This window comes from Streptomyces sp. NPDC058246, from assembly GCF_042881985.1.
GTDB lineage: Bacteria > Actinomycetota > Actinomycetes > Streptomycetales > Streptomycetaceae > Streptomyces.
The window spans coordinates 60,859-79,165 of record NZ_JBHVWZ010000029.1 but is presented as its reverse complement, the minus strand read 5'-3'; the positions used below and the strand labels follow the sequence as shown (position 1 = coordinate 79,165).

Sequence of the window (18,307 nt, the reverse complement as noted above, 5' to 3'; positions counted from 1 at the left end):
GCGTCCGCCTGGCTGTAGCAGGGAGTTAAACGTGCAGGACATTGTTGTCGATCCCGTTGCCCACAATCGGGCAGCCTGGGACAAGTGTGTCCAAGAGGGCAACGAGTGGTCGAGGCCGGTGAGTGCTGAGGACGTCGAGCGCGCCCGCAGGGGCGACTGGTCGATTGTTCTCATCGGGCGTGAGCCAGTCAACCGCTCCTGGCTGCCGACGGACCTGACCGGCAAGGACGTGTTGTGCCTGGCCTCCGGCGGTGGCCAGCAGGGTCCGATCCTCGCCGCCGCAGGGGCGCGGGTCACCGTATTCGACAACTCACCCCGCCAGCTCGGCCAGGACCAGATGGTGGCGGCGCGCGACGGACTCGAGCTGCGCACCGTCCTGGGCGACATGCGCGACCTCAGCGCCTTCGGCGACGCGACATTCGACGTCGTATTCCATCCGGTCTCCAACCTTTTCGTACCAGACTTGGCACCGGTGTGGCGTGAGTGCTTCCGCGTCCTGCGACCGGGCGGAACTCTGCTCGCGGGCTTCCTCAACCCTGATGCGTACTTGTTCGACCACGAGGCGCTCGATGAGCGCGGCGAGCTGGTCGTCGTGCACAAGCTGCCCTACAGCGATGTCACGCAGTACTCCGCCGAGGAACGCGCCACGAAGTTCGGCGCGGAAGCCCCTCTTGAATACAGCCACACCCTCACCGACCAGATCGGCGGGCAACTCGCCGCGGGGTTCGTCGTCACCGGCTTCGCGGAAGCGCCGCACCAATCCAACGCATCCGCTCAATACATGTCGAACTATTTTGCGACGCTGGCGGTCAAGCCGGGCTGACCCAGCCGTGGAGCCGGCCGAGACGACCGTGTCTCCGAATGGCCAAGTGGAGCGCTGTGCCGGCCCGGCCCCCACTCACTTCGCTGAGCCTTCAAACCCTGCTGCGTGTGAGCGACCAGGATCCCAGTCCATTTCGACGATCCCCACCCGCAGAGCCGTCTGCGCCCGGAGCGGGATGGGTATGGTCGGCGTATGTGAGACGGTGCGGGGTCAGCTGCCCGTGTCCTCGCCGGGGGGTGCGTCGCCATCGCTGTTCAGCCCGGCACCAGCACCGACAGCGCCGATCGCAATCCCGGCCCGGAACTGGTCCCGCCGGGTGACCGGGACAAGCTCACCCTGCGCCTCCAACAGGCTCTCAACACCTTCGTCGACAGCCCACGCCACGCGGTGGAAGAGGCCGACACCGTCTTCGACGAAATCGCCGCCCCATTCACTCACACCCTCGCTGAACGACGGCGCGTCCTGCGAGCAAGCCGGCAGGACCCGGACACTGATGCGCAGACCGAGGAACTCCGGCTCGTACTCAGGCAGTACCGGGAGATCACCGAACGGCTCCTGCACATGTCGGCGCCTGCCCGTCAGTGACACCGTCCTCCCCGCAAGAAGCACAGCCGCCACAGGAAACCGGTGCGTACACCACACCGGCCGGACTGCGGCGGCTGAGTTCTGGCACCAGGGGGATCCGGAGTAGGGCGCGAGCCGGCGGAACCGCAGCTCACGCTCGACGAGGGGCCGTGCGTGGACACCTTCATCCGCAGGGGGCGAGGCGGACCGTTCATCCGCAGGGGGCGAGGCTGACAGCCGGCCAGGCCGAACGGTCAGGCGATCCCGGTGCCGCGCAGCAGCAGCAAGGCCACGTCCACCACCGCCACGGCGACCGCCGCCGCGAACGCCACCCGCTCCCAGCGGCGTCCCAGCACCGTCCCCGCCACCGCGAGCAGGCCCGCCACCGCGAGCACCGCCACTCCCCATCTGCCGGGTGGTCCGGCGGGCCCCAGCGCCAGAACCGCGGACGCGGCCACCAGCGGCACCGGCAGCAGCAGCCGCGCGCCGTCCGGACCCAGCCGGTGCGGCCATCCCCGTACGCCCAACGCCAGATCCCCGCGGATGTCCGGCAGCGCATCGCCCAGATGGGCGCCGACCCCCAGCAACGCCCCGGCGATGACGACCCACCAGAGGGGCCACGGCTGCCCCGGCAGACCCAGCGCCACGAACGCCGGGAGCGCGGCGAAACCCACCGCGTACGGTGCCCAGGACCATGCTGTCGCCTTGAGCCGCAGGTCGTACGCCCACGCCGCCGCCACCCCGGTCAGGTGAACGGCGCCCGCCCACAGGCCACAGGCGAACGAGAGCGGCACGCACAGCGCCAGCGCGGCATACGCGGCCGCCCACACCTCCGTCACACCGACCGAGCCGTCGACGACGGGTTTGCCACGGCGGCCGGCGGCGATGTCCCGGCGCGCGTCGAACGCGTCATTGCACCAGCCGACGGACAACTGCCCGGCCAGAACGGCGGCAGCGGTCAGGACACAACGCGCGGCGCCCTGCCCGGCGGTCACGGCCAGCGCGGACATCAAGGCGGTAACCGCCACGACGGGCCCGGGGTGGCACGACCCGGCCAGGCCACCCACCCGGCCGACCCAACGCGCGGCCGGGCCGCCGGTCGTCGACTGCTCGGGAGTACCCACCCGGCCGATCGTAGGCGCCCGGCCCTCACCCGGCCGGTGCACCGCGCCCCGGGACGAACGGCCGTACGGGCGATCCATGGTGTCGAAGTCCCGGTCCGGGGAACACGTGCAGAGCAACTCACCCCAGTCGGTAACCGGACGGGAACTACATGACGCGGATCGTCGCCGTTCACGGTGCCCTCGCACCACACCGTCGCACCCAGTCCGAGATCACCGACATGGTGGCCCGCACCTGCCTGCCCGAGGGCACCGATCGTCGGGTCCTGGACCGGCTGCACCGCAGCGCGCAGGTCAGCTCGCGCCATATGACGCTGCCGCTCGAACGGTACGGGGAACTGGACGGATTCGGCGCCTCCAACGACGTCTTCATCGCCGCCGCCACCGACCTGGGCGCCAAGGCCGTCCGGGGCGCTCTGCACACGGCCGGTCTGTCCGCAGCCGACGTGGACCTGCTGATCTTCACCTCCGTCACCGGCATCGCCACCCCCTCGATCGACGCACGGCTGGCCGGCCGCCTCGGACTGCGGCCGGACGTCAAACGACTGCCCCTGTTCGGCCTGGGCTGCGCCGGCGGCGCCGCCGGCCTGGCCCGCATGCACGACTACCTGCTGGGCCGGCCCGGCCACGTGGCGGTGCTGCTGTCCGTCGAACTGTGCTCGCTCACCTTCCAGCGCAACGACGCCTCCATGGCCAACCTGGTCGCCACGGGACTCTTCGGCGACGGCGCCGCCGCGGTCGTCGCCTGCGGCGCAAACCGTCCGGGCCGTCCGGGCCGCCCGGGCCGCCCGGACGAGACCTCCGGTCCGACGATCGTGGACACCCGCAGCCACCTGTATCCGGACACCGGGCGCGTCATGGGATGGGACATCAAGGACTCCGGCTTCCAGGTCGTCCTCGACCCGCGGGTCCCCGATGTGGTGCGCCGTTACCTCGCCGATGACGTCGAGGGGTTTCTCGGCGACCACGGCCTGAAGCCGAAGGACGTGACTGCCTGGGTGTGCCACCCCGGCGGCCCCAAGGTCCTTCAGGCCGTCACCGAGGCCCTCGACCTGCCCGACGACGCACTCGATGTGACCTGGCGTCACCTGGCCGACGTGGGCAACCTGTCCTCGTCGTCGGTGCTCCACGTACTGCGCGACACCCTGGCCGAGCGCCGCCCGCCGCCGGGCACCCCCGGTGTGCTGCTGGCGATGGGGCCCGGCTTCGCCTGCGAACTCGTCTTGCTGCGCTGGTAGTTCGGACCGCCGAAGCTACGGCCGAAGGATACGGACGAAGGATACGAAGGACACAGGACATATGATCTGGTACGGACTGCTGGTGGCCGCCGTCGCCGCCGAGCGCGTAGCCGAACTCGGCGTCGCCCGCCGCAACGAACGGTGGAGCACCGCCCGCGGCGCCACCGTGTCCGGGCAGGGCCACTACCCGGCGATGGTCGCCCTTCACACCGGCCTGCTGGTCGCCTGCCCGGCCGAGGTCTGGCTGGCCGACCGCCCCTTCGTACCCGCCCTGGCCTGGCCGATGCTGGCCGTGCTCGCGGGCGCCCAGGCACTGCGGTGGTGGTGCATCCACACCCTGGGACCCCGTTGGAACACCCGGGTGATCGTCGTACCCGGCCTGCCGCTGGTGACGAGCGGCCCGTACCGGTGGCGTTGGCTGCGGCATCCGAACTACGTGGCCGTCGTCGCCGAGGGCGTGGCCCTGCCCCTGGTGCACACCGCCTGGGTCACCGCGGCCGCATTCACGGTACTCAACGCCGCCCTGCTCACCGTGCGCATCCGCTGCGAGAACCGGGCGCTGGCCGCCGCGACCACGCCGACCACGCCCGCTCCGGCATGATCGACGTCCTGGTGGCCGGCGGCGGACCGGCCGGTCTGGCCGCCGCTGTCCACGCCGCGCTCGCCGGCCTGGAGGCCGTCGTCGTCGAACCCCGGAACTCGCCCGTGGACAAGGCCTGCGGCGAAGGAGTCATGCCCGGCGGTGTCGCCGCGCTGCGAGCACTGGGCGTCGAGGTCACCGGCCGCGAACTGCGCGGCATCCGCTACGTGGACGGCACCACCCGCGCCGAGGCGTCCTTCCGCGGCGGCAACGGGCTGGGAATCCGCCGTACGACACTGCACTCCGCACTGCGCCGGCGCGCTCTCGGCCTCGGCGTGCGGATGCTGACGGGCAAGGTCGGCGAAGTGCGCCAGAGCGCGGACACGGTCACCGCCGCCGGAACCACGGCCCGTTGGCTGATCGCCGCCGACGGCCTGCACTCCCCGGTGCGCCGCGGCCTGGGACTGGCACTGCCGGGCCGCCCCCATGGCCGCTACGGACTGCGCCGGCACTACCGCGTCGAGCCGTGGACGGACTTCGTGGAGGTCCACTGGTCCCGGCACGGCGAGGCGTATGTGACACCGGTCGGCGACGATCTGGTGGGCGTCGCGGTCCTCAGCCGCAGCCGTCGCGGGTACGACGATCACCTGGCCGGCTTCCCGGCCCTCACCCCGTCGCTGCGCGGGCCGGCAGCGACGGAGGTACGCGGTGCCGGACCGCTGCTGCAGCGGGTGCGGCGCAGGGTCGCCGGCCGTGTCCTGCTCGTCGGCGACGCCGCGGGCTACCTGGATGCCCTCACCGGTGAGGGCATCGCCCTCGCGCTGGCGACGGCCGGGGCCGCCGTCCGCTGCCTGGCCGCCGGGCGACCGGAGGAGTACGAGCGCGCCTGGGTCCTGCTGACCCGGCGCCACCGGCTGCTGACCGGGGCCCTGCTGGCCGCGAGCCGGCGTCCCAGCACCGCCCGCCTCATCGTCCCCGCAGCGTCCCGGATGCCCCCGGTGTTCTCAGCCGCGGTCCACGCACTGCAGTAGTGGCCTGGCCTTGCTCACCGCGAAGGTGAACGAGGGCACCCGTACGCCTGGGTGCGTGACCCTGGAGAAACAGTTTCTCGCCGGGCACCCGCGCGATTCCCGCGGAGTCGGGAGCTGCGGGTGAGGATGTGGAGGCTCGGACGATCAGCGGCGCCGCAGTGAAGGGTCGAGCAGCGCGGGCGGAGTGTCGTGCTTCTCGTGCGCGGCCAGGTCGGTGCCGGGGGCGACGATCGCGTCGATCGCGTCGAGCACGTCGGCGGAGAGCACGGTGTCGGCGGCGGCGAGTTGCGCGTGCAGGTGGTCCAGCGTGCGAGGGCCGATGAGCGCGCTGGTCACGGCGGGATGCGCGGTCACGAATCCGAGCGCGAGCTGGATCATGGTCAGGCCGGCCTCGTCGGCGACCTTGGCCAACCGCTCGACGGCGTCGAGCCTGGCCCGGTTGGAGGGGATGGCGGTGTCGAAGCGTTCCGGCATGAACGTCGAGCGGCTGGTGGTGATGTCCCGGCCCTCGCGGATCGCGCCCGACAGCCAGCCCGAGGCCAGCGGGCTCCACACCAGCACACCGAGCCCGTACTCCTCAGCCACGGGCAGCACTTGGCTCTCGATCCCACGCTGCAGGATCGAGTAGCTGGGCTGTTCGGTGACGTAGCGGCTCAGGTGATACTCGCGGGCAGCCCACTGGGCTTGCACGATGCGGTAGGCGGGAAAGGTCGAGGACCCGAAGTAGCGGATCTTTCCCGCGCGTTGCAGGTCGGTCAACGCCGACAGGGTCTCCTCGTCGCCGGTGCTCGGGTCCCACCGGTGGATCTGGTAGAGATCGACGTGGTCGACACCGAGACGGCGCAGGCTGTTGTCCAGCTCGGTGACCAGCCAGCGGCGCGAGCTACCCCGGTGGTTGCGCTCGTCGCCCATGGGCATGCTCGCCTTCGTGGCCAGCACGATGTCGTCGCGGCGGCCGGCGATGGCTTTGCCGACCATCTCCTCCGACTCACCACCGCTGTACACGTCGGCGGTGTCGATGAGGTTGATCCCGCCCTCGAGAGCGGCGTCGACGACGGCGGTGACCTCGTCCTGGGTGGTGCGTCCGATCTTGCCGAAGTTCATCGCGCCGAGCGCGAGGGAGCTGACCTGCACACCGGTGCGGCCCAAGGTGCGGTGCTGCATGACCGTGTTCCTCCGTTGCGGATGAAGCGTGGTGGCAATGCGTGGCGTGGCTGCCGGGTCCCTGCTCTGACATCATGAGCAAACGGAACCTCGTTCCGGAACGATACGGAACACTGTTCCGGTTAGCAAGCCAGGCAACGGAGGGAGCGGCGCGGTGAACGACAGCGACGCGGGCGCGGGGCACGCGGCCCAGTCCAAGCGCAAGGACGCCCGGCGCAACAAGGAAACCCTGCTCGACGCGGCCGCCGCGGTCTTCGTCACCTCGGGCGTGGAAGCGCCGGTACGCGACATCGCGGCCAGGGCCGGCGTCGGGCTCGGCACGATCTACCGCCACTTCCCGACTCGGGCGGATCTCATCATCGCCGTCTACCGGCACCAGGTCGACGCCTGCGCCGAGGCCGGTCCGGCCCTGCTGGCGACCAGCGCGACTCCCCACGCCGCACTGGGGCAATGGATCAACCTCTTCGTCGACTTCCTGGTCACCAAGCACGGACTCGCCGCCGTGCTGCAGTCCGACAACACCGGCTTCGACACGCTCCACGCCTACTTCCTCGACCGCCTCGTACCCGTCTGCGCCCAACTGCTCGAAGCCGCCGCCGATGCCGGCGAGATTCGATCCGACATGGACGCCTACGAACTCATGCGGGGCGTCGGGAACCTCTGCATCGGCGCGGACACCGACCCCCGCTACGACGCACGTCGACTGGTCGAACTCCTCATCGCAGGACTCCACAGACCGCACTGACCCATGGGCCGGGCGGCAGATGCAGGCCGGCCGCAGCGCAGCCAGACTGCCCCCGAAACCCCCGTCACCTGTACCCACATGTGTCGTTGGTGATCACGTCGGCTTCATCCGGGGCGGGACGGGATTGTGACGGCGATCGAGCGGACCGAGCATGCGTGGTGTACGTGACTGATCAGCGTGGCCGAGCTGCCCCGGACCGGAGTGGCGCGGGCGTGGCGGTGGGCGGCCCGGTTCTGCGTATCCGGGATGTGCGCAAGGGCTATCGCCGCCGCTCGGTGCTGCGGGGCGTGTCGCTGGACCTGTTCCCGGGGCAATTGGTGGGCGTCGTGGGTGAGAACGGCGCCGGCAAGAGCACCCTGGTGCGGATCCTGATGGGTGACCTCGCGGCCGACAGCGGCGCGGTGGAGCGCCGCGGGGTGGTGGGAAGTTGCCCGCAGGAGACGGTGCTGCACGGCGCGTTCACGGTCGAGCAGCATCTGCGGTTCTTCCAGGCGGCCTACGGCCTGGAGAACCTGGACAGGGCGTTCGCGCTGCTGGATCAGCTGAACTGCCGCGGCTACCGCGGTGAGCGGCTGGAGGCGCTCAGCGGCGGCACCCGGCAGAAACTCAACCTGGTCCTGGCCCTGATGCACGATCCGCAGGTACTGCTCCTGGACGAGCCGTATCAGGGCTTCGACTGGGAGACCTACCTGCGGTTCTGGGACCTGGCAGCGGGTCTGCGCGACCGGGGCTGCGCGGTGCTGGTGGTCTCCCACCTCGCCTACGACGCGGCCCGTCTGGACACCCTGTACCGCCTGGAAGCAGGGACGCTGCGGGAGGCCGAGCGGGACAGCGCGATCGGAGTGGTGTCGTGAAACGCTGGTGGTCCTGCTTCGGTACGGCGCTGCGGTTCACGCTCGTGGAGCAGGCCCGCAACCGGCTGGCCCTGCTCATCGTGGTCCTGTTCGTGCCACTGTGGACGGCTCTGGCCTTCGAGGTGGTGGCCCGAACCGAGTTGCGGTTCCACCTCCGTCCGGTCGGCCGCTTCGTGGTCATGGACGGCAACGTGCTGACCCAGGTCTCCGGGGCATTGCAGGCGCTCACCCTGGTCGTGGGGTTCATGATGTTCGTCGCGACGGCCCGCTCCGCGCTGTTCGACCGGCGCCTGGTGCAGGCCGGGTTCCCGCGCTCGTGTCTGGGCCTGGCGAAGTGCGCCACGCTCGTCCTGGTGGCGGCAGCGGTCGCCGTCTACGCCACCGCGTGGGTGCACCTGTTCTGGCGGCCGGCGCAACCGGTGGTGTTCGCCGCGGGGATGTTCACCGGCGCCCTGATCTACGGCGGCATCGGCATCGTGCTTGCGGCTGTGCTGCACAGTGAGCTGGCCGGCATGTTCCTGGCCATCATGATCAGTTCCATCGATCTGCTGCTGCAGAACCCGCTGATCAACCCGAACGCGGACAGTGCCGTCGTGCGCTACCTGCCGGCGTACGGGGCGATGCAGACCTCCGTCGCGGCCGCCGGACTTCATGTGGTGCCCTTCAGCTGCCTGCTGCTGAGTGCGGGGTGGGCCCTGGGGACGGCCACGTTGGGCATGACCGCCTTCGCCGTACGCACCCGCACGCACCGCTCCGCCTCCCGGACGGCAGAGGTGTCGGCACCGGGCGTCGCGGAGACCACCCTGACGCGGTGAGGAGACCCGGCGCATCCCGGTGGCCGCGTGACCAGCTCTGTTCGGTGTCGTTGTGGGGGTGGACGTTCCGTCCGCAAGTGTTCGGAATCGTGATGGCAGGGGCTCCGCAGTGTCCGAGCAGAAGGTTGCGGTTGCGGCGAGGGCCGCGACGGCAGCGCGAGAATCCTCCACCACTGGTCCCGGTCGGCTTCGGGCCACCGGCGTTCCGGCCCGGAGTGAGACCCGCTTGGCCCGGTTCATCAGCGTCGGCTTCGAGCCGAGGAACTGGATGCTGCTCCTGGCCCCGCTGCTGGGCCGGCACGCGGGCGGCCTCACCGGCGCCTGCTGGGGCTTGCTCGCGGCTGTGTTCACCAGCGTGCTGCCCAGCGTGATCCTGGGACTGGGCGAGCGCCGCAATTACTGGGGCGACCGGCACGTACGGCGAAGGCAGGACCGTCTCGTGGCCGGACCCCTCGTCCTGGCCTGCGTGACCGCCGGCACCGCGCTGCTCTACGCACTCGGAGCTCCCGGCACCGTGCGGGCCCTGGTGGCAGCGATGCTCGCCGTGCTGCTGGTTCTGCTGCTGATCACCTTCTGGTGGAAGGTGTCGGTCCACTCCGCCGTCGCCGCGGGCGCAGTCACCGTCCTCTCGGCCGTGTACGGGACAGGGGCGCTGGCGCTGGCCCCACTCGTCGTCCTGATCGGCTGGTCACGGGTCAGACTGCGCTGCCACACCGCTGCCCAGGTGACGGTCGGCGTACTCGTGGGCGCGGGAGTCGCCGGCCCCCTCTTCGGTCTTCTGAGGTGACGTACATGCGCACGTTCCTTGCTCCCAGTCCCGCCGACCTCTTCATGCGTGACGTCGAACGGCGCGCGGAACACCCGGACGCCGCGTCCACCATCGGAGCGGTGCTGCATCTGACCGGCGCCGTGCCCGACCTGGCGGACCTGCGACAGCACGTGGCGGCCCGCCTGGCCGGCCTTCCGTGCATGTCGCACATCCTGTCCGGCGACGGACCGGCGGCGCGGTGGGCGCACGCCGCCCCGGACATGGAGCACCACCTCCGAGCACAGCACCTGGCGGCCGGCCCGGAAGCTCTCGACGCCGCGGTGCGCGAACTGGCGCGGGAACCCTGGCCCGAAGGAGTACCGGCCTGGCGCCTGGTTCTGCTGCACGGACATGCCCCCGACGGATTCGCCCTCCTCTACCTGACCCACCACTCGGTGCAGGACGGCGGGAACATCATCGCGGTGCTGGAGGCCCTGTTCGGGACGCCTGTACCGGCCGAGCGTTCGGCCACCGTGGCACGCGGAGTCCCCCACGCGCCCCGGCCCCGGCTCCGGCAAGTCGTCCGCAGCACCAGGATGCTGCTGCGGTACTTCGGCAAGCACCACCTGTGGAGCTCGCCGGACCGGCCGCTGTCCAGCCGCCGCCATACCCTGTGGACCCAAGCCCCCGCGGCATGGCTGCGGACGGCGGCCCGCAATGCCGACGCCAGCACCAACGACGTCTACCTCACCGCCCTGGCCCATGCCATCGAGGGATGGGGGAATACCGCGTGGCCGCGCGCCGCCGGTGCCCACATCCCCGTCATGGTCCCCATCAACCTGCGCACCGCCGACGAGGTGGCAGTGCCCGGGAACCGGCTGTTTCTGATCCGCCTCGACCTCCTGGGCGGAGCCAGGTCCCTGGGCCAGCGGCTGGCGCACACCCGCGCCGTCACCACCGTCCTGAAGTCCGCCGAGCACAAGGCGGTACTCCGCGCGGCTCTCACCCGCCTCCCGACGCGGGCCTTCCAGCGTCTCGTGGCGCTGAGCACCGCCCCGGGCCGGCTCACCCTCGCCGCTTCCTACCTCGTGATGCGTCACCGTCTTCACTACGGCGACGCGGAGGTGGACCGCATGTATCCCCTCATGTGCTGCCCACCGGGAGCGCCGATGGCGGTGGCCCTGCTCGTCTATGGAGAGACGGCGAGCGTGTGCTTCCGCATCGACGAAGCCCTCCTCGGCGGCGAAAGCCTTCCCGCACGCTGGCGACAGGCCCTTGACGAGATGTCCACCACGGCCGAGGCGGCCGCGGACTGAGGAGCGGGCCGCGGCCGCGCCTGCCAAGGGCCGCCGCGGCCTCCTCACGCGGTGTTCACAAGGCCCGCTCCACACCCCACAGCGGCAAGTACTCGAAGAAGGCGACCGCTTCCTCCCGCCACCGCGACCGCCAGCCGGCAGCTTCGGCAGCGGCCAGGTCCGCGTAGCGCCGCATGTCCGCCCGCAGCTTCCGCTCCGCCCCGCAGCTGTGTCCGATCTCTCGTACCGCGGCGATGGTCTGCGGGGTGCACACACCGTTGTCGAGCGCGGATTCCACCAGGGCGCGTTCAGAGTCGGTGGCCGCCGCAAGGATGGCGTGCACCGTGTAGTTGCGCCGCCCGTCACGGATGTCGGTGCCCGTGGGCTTGCCCATGGTCTCCGCGTCGCCGAAAAGGTCCAGGTAGTCGTCGCGCATCTGCGCGGAGATCCCGACCAGCCGGGCGTAGCGGCGCAGTTCCGGCTCGAAAGGCGCGGGCTGCTCGCCCGCGGCGAGCAGCCCCAGTTGCATCGGTGCCAGCACCGAGTAGCGGGCGCTCTTGTATTCGGCGACGTGGTGCAGCACTTCTTCGCCCGGGCTGGTGGCGAAGTCCCGCTCCATGTCGATGATCTGACCCACGAAGGTGGCCGAGGCCGCCCGCGTCTGCACCTCGACCATGGCCTGGCGCACCGCGAGGGACGCCTCGGAGTTGAGAAGCACCTGCAGGGACAGGGCGAGCGCCAGGTCACCCGCCAGCAAGGTGAGGCCGAGCGCGGCCTGCGGGTTCCGGGGGAACTTCTCGCGGTAGGCGTAGTACGTGGAAGGGCCGCCCCGGCGGGTGGGACTGTCGTCGATGATGTCGTCGTGGACCAGGGCGTGCGTCTGCAGCAGTTCGATGCTCAGCGCGGCAGCGTCCAGTCCTTCGACCGGCTCGTCGGTCACCAGGCGGGCCGCCTCGAACAACAGCGCCACCCGCATGCGCTTGCCGCCGCGCAGGGACAGATCCCGCAGCAGGCCCAGGCACTCCGGGGTGAAGCGGCTGAACGACGGCGCGTCGACGGCCCCGCTCAAACCCTGGAAGTACTCCTCGAAGAGGGCGGCGAACCGGTGCTCGTATCCGACGAGGCGCGCCCGGATCTGCTGGGTGAGGACGGCAGTATCGGTCACAACGGTCTCCTGTTCGAGAGGGTTTGGGACACACTCGCAGACATCGGGTGCGTGGCGCTTCGGGGTGGCGGCCGGTGCCCGCTCACGGAAGGAGCGGCCGGGCTCAGGCGGTGTACCGGGTGGCCGTGACGGCAAGGCCGCGCAGAGCCCCGGAGGCGGCCGGCGGCAATCCGGCCGTGTCCAGGACCCGCAGAACCTGCTCGTAGCGGGAGGCGATCATGTGCTCCGTTCGCTCCCGCGCCGCGGTCGCCTCCAGGAGCGCCCGTACCTCGGCGCCTCCGTCTTCGTCCAGATCGGCGCGCCCCACCAGGTCATGCAGGCGCCGGCGCTGGGGCGGGGTGGCTGCCTGCAGGCCCAGGGCCAGCAGAACCGTCCGCTTGCCCTCGCGCAGGTCCCCGAGACCCGGCGCGCACGCACCGTCCGCGCTGCCGAAGACGTCCAGCAGGTCGTCCCTGATCTGGAACGCCTCCCCCAGCGGCAGGCCCAGCGTCGTACAGAGATCCAGAGTGGCCGTGTCCGCCCCGGCGACCGCGGCCCCCAACTGCAAGGGACGTTCGACCGTCGCCGTGGCGGTCTTGTAGCGCACGATCCGCAGAGCCGCCTCGACATCGTCGCCCGGGCCGGTGCCCATCACGTCCAGGTACTGCCCGTACATCACCTCCTCCAGCATCGCGTCGTACAGCCCGTGTACGACCCGACGCCGCTCCGGATCCAGCTGCGCGGTGTGCAGCAGCTCCTGCGCCCAGATCAAGGCGAGATTGCCGATCAGGAGGGCACCGCCCGCACCGAGCCGCTCCGCACGCGGTGACGGCCCGAGGCGTTCCCGCAGGGCTCGATGGACAGCCGGGTGCCCCCGGCGGCTGACCGAGTCGTCCATGATGTCGTCGTGGATGAGGGCGAACGCCACGAACAGCTCCAGTGACGCCGCCACCCGCACGACGGACGCCGTGTCCTCGCCGCCGCCCGCGGCGTGCCAGCCCACCACACACAGCAGAGCCCGGATGCGTTTGCCGCCTGCGGCCAGAAAGTCCAGCAAGGTCTCCACCACCTCCGGTGGATGCCTCCGGCCTGCCGCCGCCCGGCCCTTGCCGACGAGGAAGTCCTCCAGCACAGCATCGACCTGTTCCCGCACCGCCCGCAGGTCGATCTCCTGGACGACCTCGATGCCCATGGACGCCATAGGCGCGCCTCTTGGGTGATGGTCGGGCCCGAGTTCCATGGCCCGAGGAGAACCGGACCCGGCAGGTTCCCGCGGCAGCGGCGGCCTGCCCGCTGAGGCACTGTCATGACGCCGGGCAACCCGTTCGGTCTCCATGCCCCCTCAACGACCAAGATCCCCCCTGATCACGGCTCCAGTGCGCAGGAAGCCACGGACCCCGCAGCGGTAGTGCACCGAAGCGATAGGGCCGCTTCGCACTTACCGGTGACCGGTGGGGGCGGTAACCATGAGAGAGGCATTTTGGCCAGTGGTGCGTGTAATCGCCCAATGATGCCTGTCATCACGTTGAGATGCCTATCCGCGCATCTATACGAGTAATCGCCGTTATCTCGTCATTGCCTGTAATGAGCTGATCCCTAGGAGGGCTCATGGACGCCCCGACCGCCACGGCGGAGGACATCGCCCCGCAGCACGACGCACAGGACGATCCGACCGTACACATTCTCTGGATCAACGCGGGGCTGAGCTGCGACGGGGACTCAGTGGCGCTGACCGCCGCGACCCAGCCGAGTATCGAGGAACTGGCGCTGGGCGCCTTGCCGGGACTGCCCAAGGTCGCGGTCCACTGGCCCTTGATCGACTTCGAGTGCGGCCCCGTGCAGGGCGCCGACAATTTCGTCGAGTGGTTCTTCAAGGCCGATCGCGGCGAGCTGGAGCCCTTCGTGCTGGTCATCGAGGGCTCCATTCCGAACGAACGGGTCAAGGCCGAGGGCTACTGGTGCGGTTTCGGGGACGATCCGGAGACGGGTCAGCCGATCACCACCAGTGAGTGGCTGGACCGGCTCACCCCCAAGGCCTTGGCCGTGGTCGCCATCGGGACGTGTGCGACGTACGGCGGTATCCACGCGATGGCGGGCAACCCGACCGGCGCGATGGGCGTCCCGGACTATCTGGGCTGGGAGTGGAAGTCCAAGGCGGGCATCCCGATCGTGTGCATCCCGGGCTGCCCGGTCCACCCCGACAACGCCTCCGAGACCCTGCTGTACCTGCTCTACCAGGCGGCGGGCGCCGCTCCCATGATCCCGCTCGACGAGGAGCTGCGGCCGACCTGGCTGTTCGGCGCCACGGTGCACGAGGGCTGCGACCGGGCCGGCTACTACGAGCAGGGGCAGTTCGCCGAGGAGTACGGATCCCCGCAGTGCCTGGTGAAGCTCGGGTGCTGGGGTCCGGTGGTCAAGTGCAACGTGCCCAAGCGCGGCTGGATCAACGGGGTGGGCGGCTGCCCGAACGTGGGCGGCATCTGCATCGCCTGCACCATGCCGGGCTTCCCCGACAAGTTCATGCCGTTCATGGACGAGCCGCCCGGCGGGCACATCTCCGCGACGGCGAGCGGTATGTACGGCACGGTCATCCGACGGCTGCGGCACTACACCGCGAAGACCGTCGACAAGGAACCGAAGTGGCGCGGCAAGGGCGAGAAGCTCACGACCGGCTACAAGGCCCCGTGGTGAGCACGGGCCCCGCTGAGCAGACACTCGACAGGAAGGCGGCGCGGCACCATGGCGACGGCGACGAACAAGCCGGCCGGTGACGGCCTCACGGAGATGTCGTGGGACCCGATCACCCGCATCGTGGGCAGCCTCGGCATCCACACGAAGATCGACTTCGCCGCGAAGCGCGTCGCGGAGTGCTACAGCACCTCGTCCGTCTTCCGCGGCTACAGCGTGTTCATGCGGGGCAAGGATCCGCGCGACGCGCACTTCATCACCAGCCGGATCTGCGGGATCTGCGGTGACAACCACGCCACCTGCTCGGTGTACGCGCAGAACATGGCGTACGGCGTGGCACCCCCGCACCTCGGCGAGTGGATCATCAACCTCGGCGAGGCCGCGGAGTACATGTTCGACCACAACATCTTCCAGGAGAACCTGGTCGGAGTGGACTACTGCGAGCGGATGGTCCGCGAGACCAACCCGGGAGTGCTGGAACTCGCCGAGCGTACGGAGGCACCGCACGCCGGCGACCACGGCTACCGCACCATCGCCGACATCATGCGCTCGCTCAACCCGCTGGAGGGCGAGTTCTACCGCGAGGCGCTCCAGGTGAGCCGCTACACGCGCGAGATGTTCTGCCTGATGGAGGGCCGCCATGTGCATCCCTCCACGCTCTACCCCGGAGGCGTCGGCACGGTCGCGACCATCCAGCTGTTCACCGACTACCTGACCCGGCTCACCCGCTACGTGGAGTTCATGAAGCGCGTCGTCCCGCTCCACGACGACCTCTTCGACTTCTTCTACGAGGCACTGCCCGGGTACGAGGAAGTCGGCAAGCGCCGCGTGCTGCTGGGGTGTTGGGGCGCGCTGAACGACCCCGAGTACTGCAACTTCCAGTACGCCGACATGGAGGACTGGGGCCGGCGGATGTTCGTCACCCCGGGCGTCATCGTGGACGGCAAGCTGGTCACCAACAGCCTCATCGACATCAACCTCGGCATCCGCATCCTGCTCGGCAGCTCCTACTACCAGGACTGGGCGGGCATGGAGAAGTTCGTCGAACGGGACCCGCTCGGCAACCCGGTCGACGACCGGCACCCGTGGAACCAGCACACGATCCCCGCTCCGCAGAAGCGCGACTTCGACGACAAGTACAGCTGGGTCATGTCGCCGCGCTGGTTCGACGGCACCGACTACCTCGCCCTCGACACCGGCGGCGGCCCGATCGCCCGGCTGTGGTCGACGGCCCTGTCCGGACTGGTCGACATCGGCTACATCAAGGCCACCGGGCACAGCGTGCAGATCAACCTGCCGCGCACGATGACCAAGCCGGAAATGTCGTTGGAGTGGCAGATCCCGCAGTGGAGCAACGCCATCGAGCGCAACCGGGCCCGGACGTACTTCCAGGCGTACGCGGCCGCCGCGGCCCTCCACTTCGCCGAGCAGGCGATGGAGGAGGTACGCGCCGGACACACCCAGACCTGGGAGAAGTTCGACGTGCCGGACGAGTCGATCGGCTGCGGCTTCACCGAGGCGGTCCGTGGCGTGCTCTCCCACCACATGGTGATCAGGGACGGCAAGATCGCGAACTACCACCCGTATCCGCCGACACCGTGGAACGCCAGCGTCCGGGACTCCTACGGCACACCGGGCCCGTACGAGGACGCGGTGCAGAACACCCCCATCTTCGAGGAGAACCCGCCCGAGAACTTCAAGGGCATCGACATCATGCGGACCGTCCGCAGCTTCGACCCGTGTCTGCCGTGCGGCGTGCACATGTACGTCGGCGGCGGCCGGACCATCCAGCAGACCCATATGCCGACGGGGCTGAGCGGACTGGCGGGCTGAATCCTTCAGAGAGGGGCTTGTCGATGGCCGGACAGGACACGGGCGAGCGCATCGCCGCCCTGCTCGACGCACTGGCGCGGCAGGCGGGACCCGAGGCGCGCGACACGGCGGACGAACTCGTGCGGTGCCTGGTGGAGTTCTACGGCGAGGGCCTGGCCCGGACCGTACGGCTGCTGCGCTCCGCCCCGGACGGCGCGGATCCGCTCGCCGTGCTCACCGCCGACGAACTCGTCAGCGATCTGCTGATCCTGCACGATCTGCACCCCGAGGACACCGTCACCCGGGTGGGCCGGGCGCTCGACAAGGTCCGCCCCTACCTCGGCTCGCACGCCGGCGACGTCGAGGTCACCGAGCTCGACATGGAGGCGGCGCAGGGCCCGACGCTGCGGCTCAAGCTGCGCGGCAGCTGCGACGGCTGCCCCTCCTCCACCCAGACCGTGCGCTGGACCATCGAGGAGGCGGTCGCCCGGATCGCCCCCGAGGTGGCCCACATCGAGGTCGAGGGAATGGCCGAGGACACCCAGCAACAGCCCCAGGAACAACCGCTGTTGCAGATCCTGCCGCATCGCCCGGACGACGCTCCGGGCGGCCCGGCCGCATCCGGACCCCAGGCATCCGCGGGGCCCGGCGACCCGGCGCGCTGGTACATCGTGGGCCCGCACGCGTTGCCCGCGCGCGACCGGGCCACCGGTGTCACCGACGTCGCCGGGCAACCCCTGCTGCTCGTACGCCTGCCGGGTCACCTGTACGCCTATCGGGACCGCTGCCCGGCCTGCGGCGCGAGCCTCGCCGCCGCGGCCCTCGACGGCGAACTGCTGCGCTGCGCCGGGTGCGCCGCCGAGTTCGACGTCCACCGGGCGGGTCGGGGCGACCGGGGCCATCTGGAGCCCGTGCCGCTTCTGGAGGAGGACGGATCGGTGCGGGTGGCGCTGCCCGGCGAGCTGCTGGGGGCGGGGCCATGACCGCCGATGTGCTCAAGCAGTTCACCCGGCGGCCGCCGCCCGCGGGAGAGCGGTGCGACCTGTGCGGGGAGCCGCTGCCCGCCGAGCACCGGCATCTCGTCGACACCTCCCGGCGGTCCCTCAAATGCGCCTGCCCGCCGTGCCACCTGCTCTTCACCCGGCCCGGCGCCGGGGCGGGCCGCTTCCGTGCCGTCCCTGACCGGTATCTCACCGACCCCGGGTTCGACCTCGACGAGTCCGACTGGAGCCGGCTGCAGATTCCCGTCGGGCTCGCCTTCTTCTTCCGCAACTCCGCGCTCGACCGGCTCGCGGCGTTCTACCCCAGCCCGGCCGGCGCGACCGAGAGCGAGCTCGATCCGGCGACCTGGGACGCGGTCCTTGGGCGCACCCGCCTCACCGAGCTGCTCGAACCCGACGTGGAGGCGCTGCTGCTGCACTACGAGCGCGGCGACCCCGTGACCTGCACCCTCGTCCCGGTCGACGTCTGCTACGAACTGGTCGGCCGTATGCGGATGCACTGGAAGGGCTTCGACGGCGGCGCCGAGGCACGCGCGGACATCGCCGAGTTCTTCCGGAAGGTCACGGCGGCGGCCCGCCCCCTGGACACCCGGCCCCAGGCCTCCCCCGCGGACTCGGGCACCGCCGAGTCCTCAGTGGCCCCCACGGACTCCGGGACCACCTCCCTGGCCTCCATGGCTCCCT

Annotated in this window: 17 protein-coding genes and 1 pseudogene; 13 read left to right on the top strand and 5 right to left on the bottom strand. The window is 70.5% G+C overall.

The features are described from left to right. Positions 1-31: 31 nt before the first annotated feature. Entirely contained in the window at positions 32-823 is a 792-nt protein-coding gene (locus tag ACFVXA_RS31870) for a class I SAM-dependent methyltransferase (RefSeq protein ID WP_384400247.1), read from the top strand. Positions 824-1,033: 210 nt separating this feature from the next. Here the strand turns inward: ACFVXA_RS31870 and ACFVXA_RS31865 are convergent, their stop codons facing one another. Further along, positions 1,034-1,384: a hypothetical protein gene (locus tag ACFVXA_RS31865; RefSeq protein WP_389936831.1), complete on the bottom strand. Its 351-nt coding sequence runs from the start codon at positions 1,382-1,384 to the stop codon at positions 1,034-1,036. A 257-nt stretch (positions 1,385-1,641) separates the two neighbouring features. Continuing rightward, complete coding sequence (locus ACFVXA_RS31860; RefSeq protein WP_389468842.1) at positions 1,642-2,511, bottom strand: UbiA family prenyltransferase; 870 nt, start codon at positions 2,509-2,511, stop codon at positions 1,642-1,644. Between the two features lie 149 nt (positions 2,512-2,660). Between ACFVXA_RS31860 and ACFVXA_RS31855 the strand changes: the two genes are divergently transcribed. From ACFVXA_RS31855 to ACFVXA_RS31845, 3 genes are all read left to right on the top strand, one after another. Further along, positions 2,661-3,746: a 3-oxoacyl-[acyl-carrier-protein] synthase III C-terminal domain-containing protein gene (locus ACFVXA_RS31855; protein WP_362015067.1), complete on the top strand. Its 1,086-nt coding sequence runs from the start codon at positions 2,661-2,663 to the stop codon at positions 3,744-3,746. A 61-nt stretch (positions 3,747-3,807) separates the two neighbouring features. Further along, entirely contained in the window at positions 3,808-4,347 is a 540-nt protein-coding gene (locus ACFVXA_RS31850; protein ID WP_362015064.1) for an isoprenylcysteine carboxylmethyltransferase family protein, read from the top strand. Next, complete coding sequence (locus tag ACFVXA_RS31845) at positions 4,344-5,357, top strand: NAD(P)/FAD-dependent oxidoreductase (protein ID WP_389936838.1); 1,014 nt, start codon at positions 4,344-4,346, stop codon at positions 5,355-5,357. The genes ACFVXA_RS31850 and ACFVXA_RS31845 overlap by 4 nt, the downstream gene beginning before the upstream one ends. Positions 5,358-5,501: 144 nt before the next feature. Here the strand turns inward: ACFVXA_RS31845 and ACFVXA_RS31840 are convergent, their stop codons facing one another. Beyond that, positions 5,502-6,521: an aldo/keto reductase gene (locus ACFVXA_RS31840; RefSeq protein WP_383744288.1), complete on the bottom strand. Its 1,020-nt coding sequence runs from the start codon at positions 6,519-6,521 to the stop codon at positions 5,502-5,504. A 154-nt stretch (positions 6,522-6,675) separates the two neighbouring features. On the opposite strand from ACFVXA_RS31840, the gene ACFVXA_RS31835 reads away from it, so the two are divergent. The 5 genes from ACFVXA_RS31835 to ACFVXA_RS31815 all read left to right on the top strand — a co-directional run bounded on the left by ACFVXA_RS31835 (position 6,676) and on the right by ACFVXA_RS31815 (position 10,999). Beyond that, on the top strand, positions 6,676-7,266 hold the full coding sequence (locus ACFVXA_RS31835) for a TetR/AcrR family transcriptional regulator (RefSeq protein ID WP_390027978.1): 591 nt from the start codon (positions 6,676-6,678) through the stop codon (positions 7,264-7,266). Positions 7,267-7,478: 212 nt separating this feature from the next. After that, the gene (locus ACFVXA_RS31830) at positions 7,479-8,120 is read left to right on the top strand and encodes an ATP-binding cassette domain-containing protein (RefSeq protein ID WP_384400355.1); all 642 of its coding nucleotides are present in this window, start codon (positions 7,479-7,481) and stop codon (positions 8,118-8,120) included. Next, the gene (locus ACFVXA_RS31825) at positions 8,117-8,935 is read left to right on the top strand and encodes an ABC transporter permease (RefSeq protein WP_384400281.1); all 819 of its coding nucleotides are present in this window, start codon (positions 8,117-8,119) and stop codon (positions 8,933-8,935) included. The genes ACFVXA_RS31830 and ACFVXA_RS31825 overlap by 4 nt, the downstream gene beginning before the upstream one ends. Positions 8,936-9,161: 226 nt before the next feature. Then, positions 9,162-9,722 (top strand): hypothetical protein, encoded by a 561-nt coding sequence (locus ACFVXA_RS31820; RefSeq protein ID WP_383907571.1) that lies wholly within the window; start codon positions 9,162-9,164, stop codon positions 9,720-9,722. A 5-nt stretch (positions 9,723-9,727) separates the two neighbouring features. Then, a complete protein-coding gene (locus ACFVXA_RS31815; RefSeq protein WP_390027974.1) occupies positions 9,728-10,999 on the top strand; it encodes a wax ester/triacylglycerol synthase domain-containing protein in 1,272 nt (423 codons plus the stop codon). 55 nt (positions 11,000-11,054) lie between these two features. Here the strand turns inward: ACFVXA_RS31815 and ACFVXA_RS31810 are convergent, their stop codons facing one another. Both ACFVXA_RS31810 and ACFVXA_RS31805 read right to left on the bottom strand, forming a co-directional pair. Then, positions 11,055-12,143 carry a polyprenyl synthetase family protein gene (locus ACFVXA_RS31810; RefSeq protein ID WP_362015043.1) on the bottom strand — a complete coding sequence of 363 codons (1,089 nt, stop codon included), beginning with the start codon at positions 12,141-12,143 and terminating at the stop codon, positions 11,055-11,057. 103 nt (positions 12,144-12,246) lie between these two features. Next, positions 12,247-13,323, bottom strand: coding sequence for a polyprenyl synthetase family protein (locus ACFVXA_RS31805; protein ID WP_389753084.1), 1,077 nt, complete (start codon positions 13,321-13,323; stop codon positions 12,247-12,249). A 407-nt stretch (positions 13,324-13,730) separates the two neighbouring features. Here ACFVXA_RS31805 and ACFVXA_RS31800 point away from each other — a divergent pair, with 407 nt between their 5' ends. The 4 genes and pseudogenes from ACFVXA_RS31800 to ACFVXA_RS31785 all read left to right on the top strand — a co-directional run. Next, complete coding sequence (locus ACFVXA_RS31800) at positions 13,731-14,813, top strand: hydrogenase expression protein HypE (protein WP_362015037.1); 1,083 nt, start codon at positions 13,731-13,733, stop codon at positions 14,811-14,813. A 48-nt stretch (positions 14,814-14,861) separates the two neighbouring features. Next, positions 14,862-16,643 carry a nickel-dependent hydrogenase large subunit gene (locus ACFVXA_RS31795; protein WP_362015034.1) on the top strand — a complete coding sequence of 594 codons (1,782 nt, stop codon included), beginning with the start codon at positions 14,862-14,864 and terminating at the stop codon, positions 16,641-16,643. 23 nt (positions 16,644-16,666) lie between these two features. Beyond that, entirely contained in the window at positions 16,667-17,605 is a 939-nt protein-coding gene (locus ACFVXA_RS31790) for a NifU family protein (RefSeq protein ID WP_384020871.1), read from the top strand. Then, positions 17,602-18,207: pseudogene (locus tag ACFVXA_RS31785) on the top strand (DUF5947 family protein); the annotation flags it as partial. The gene ACFVXA_RS31790 and the pseudogene ACFVXA_RS31785, both read left to right, overlap by 4 nt. Between the last annotated feature and the right edge of the window lie 100 nt (positions 18,208-18,307).

What these genes read in the sequence shown, in the direction of transcription:
- ACFVXA_RS31805 (WP_389753084.1), bottom strand. Translation starts at nt 13,323, where the DNA reads ATGGCGTCCATGGGCATCGAGGTCGTCCAGGAGATCGACCTGCGGGCG.
- ACFVXA_RS31850 (WP_362015064.1), top strand. Translation starts at nt 3,808, where the DNA reads ATGATCTGGTACGGACTGCTGGTGGCCGCCGTCGCCGCCGAGCGCGTA.
- ACFVXA_RS31815 (WP_390027974.1), top strand. Translation starts at nt 9,728, where the DNA reads ATGCGCACGTTCCTTGCTCCCAGTCCCGCCGACCTCTTCATGCGTGAC.
- ACFVXA_RS31795 (WP_362015034.1), top strand. Translation starts at nt 14,862, where the DNA reads ATGGCGACGGCGACGAACAAGCCGGCCGGTGACGGCCTCACGGAGATG.
- ACFVXA_RS31790 (WP_384020871.1), top strand. Translation starts at nt 16,667, where the DNA reads ATGGCCGGACAGGACACGGGCGAGCGCATCGCCGCCCTGCTCGACGCA.
- ACFVXA_RS31845 (WP_389936838.1), top strand. Translation starts at nt 4,344, where the DNA reads ATGATCGACGTCCTGGTGGCCGGCGGCGGACCGGCCGGTCTGGCCGCC.
- ACFVXA_RS31840 (WP_383744288.1), bottom strand. Translation starts at nt 6,521, where the DNA reads ATGCAGCACCGCACCTTGGGCCGCACCGGTGTGCAGGTCAGCTCCCTC.
- ACFVXA_RS31800 (WP_362015037.1), top strand. Translation starts at nt 13,731, where the DNA reads ATGGACGCCCCGACCGCCACGGCGGAGGACATCGCCCCGCAGCACGAC.
- ACFVXA_RS31855 (WP_362015067.1), top strand. Translation starts at nt 2,661, where the DNA reads ATGACGCGGATCGTCGCCGTTCACGGTGCCCTCGCACCACACCGTCGC.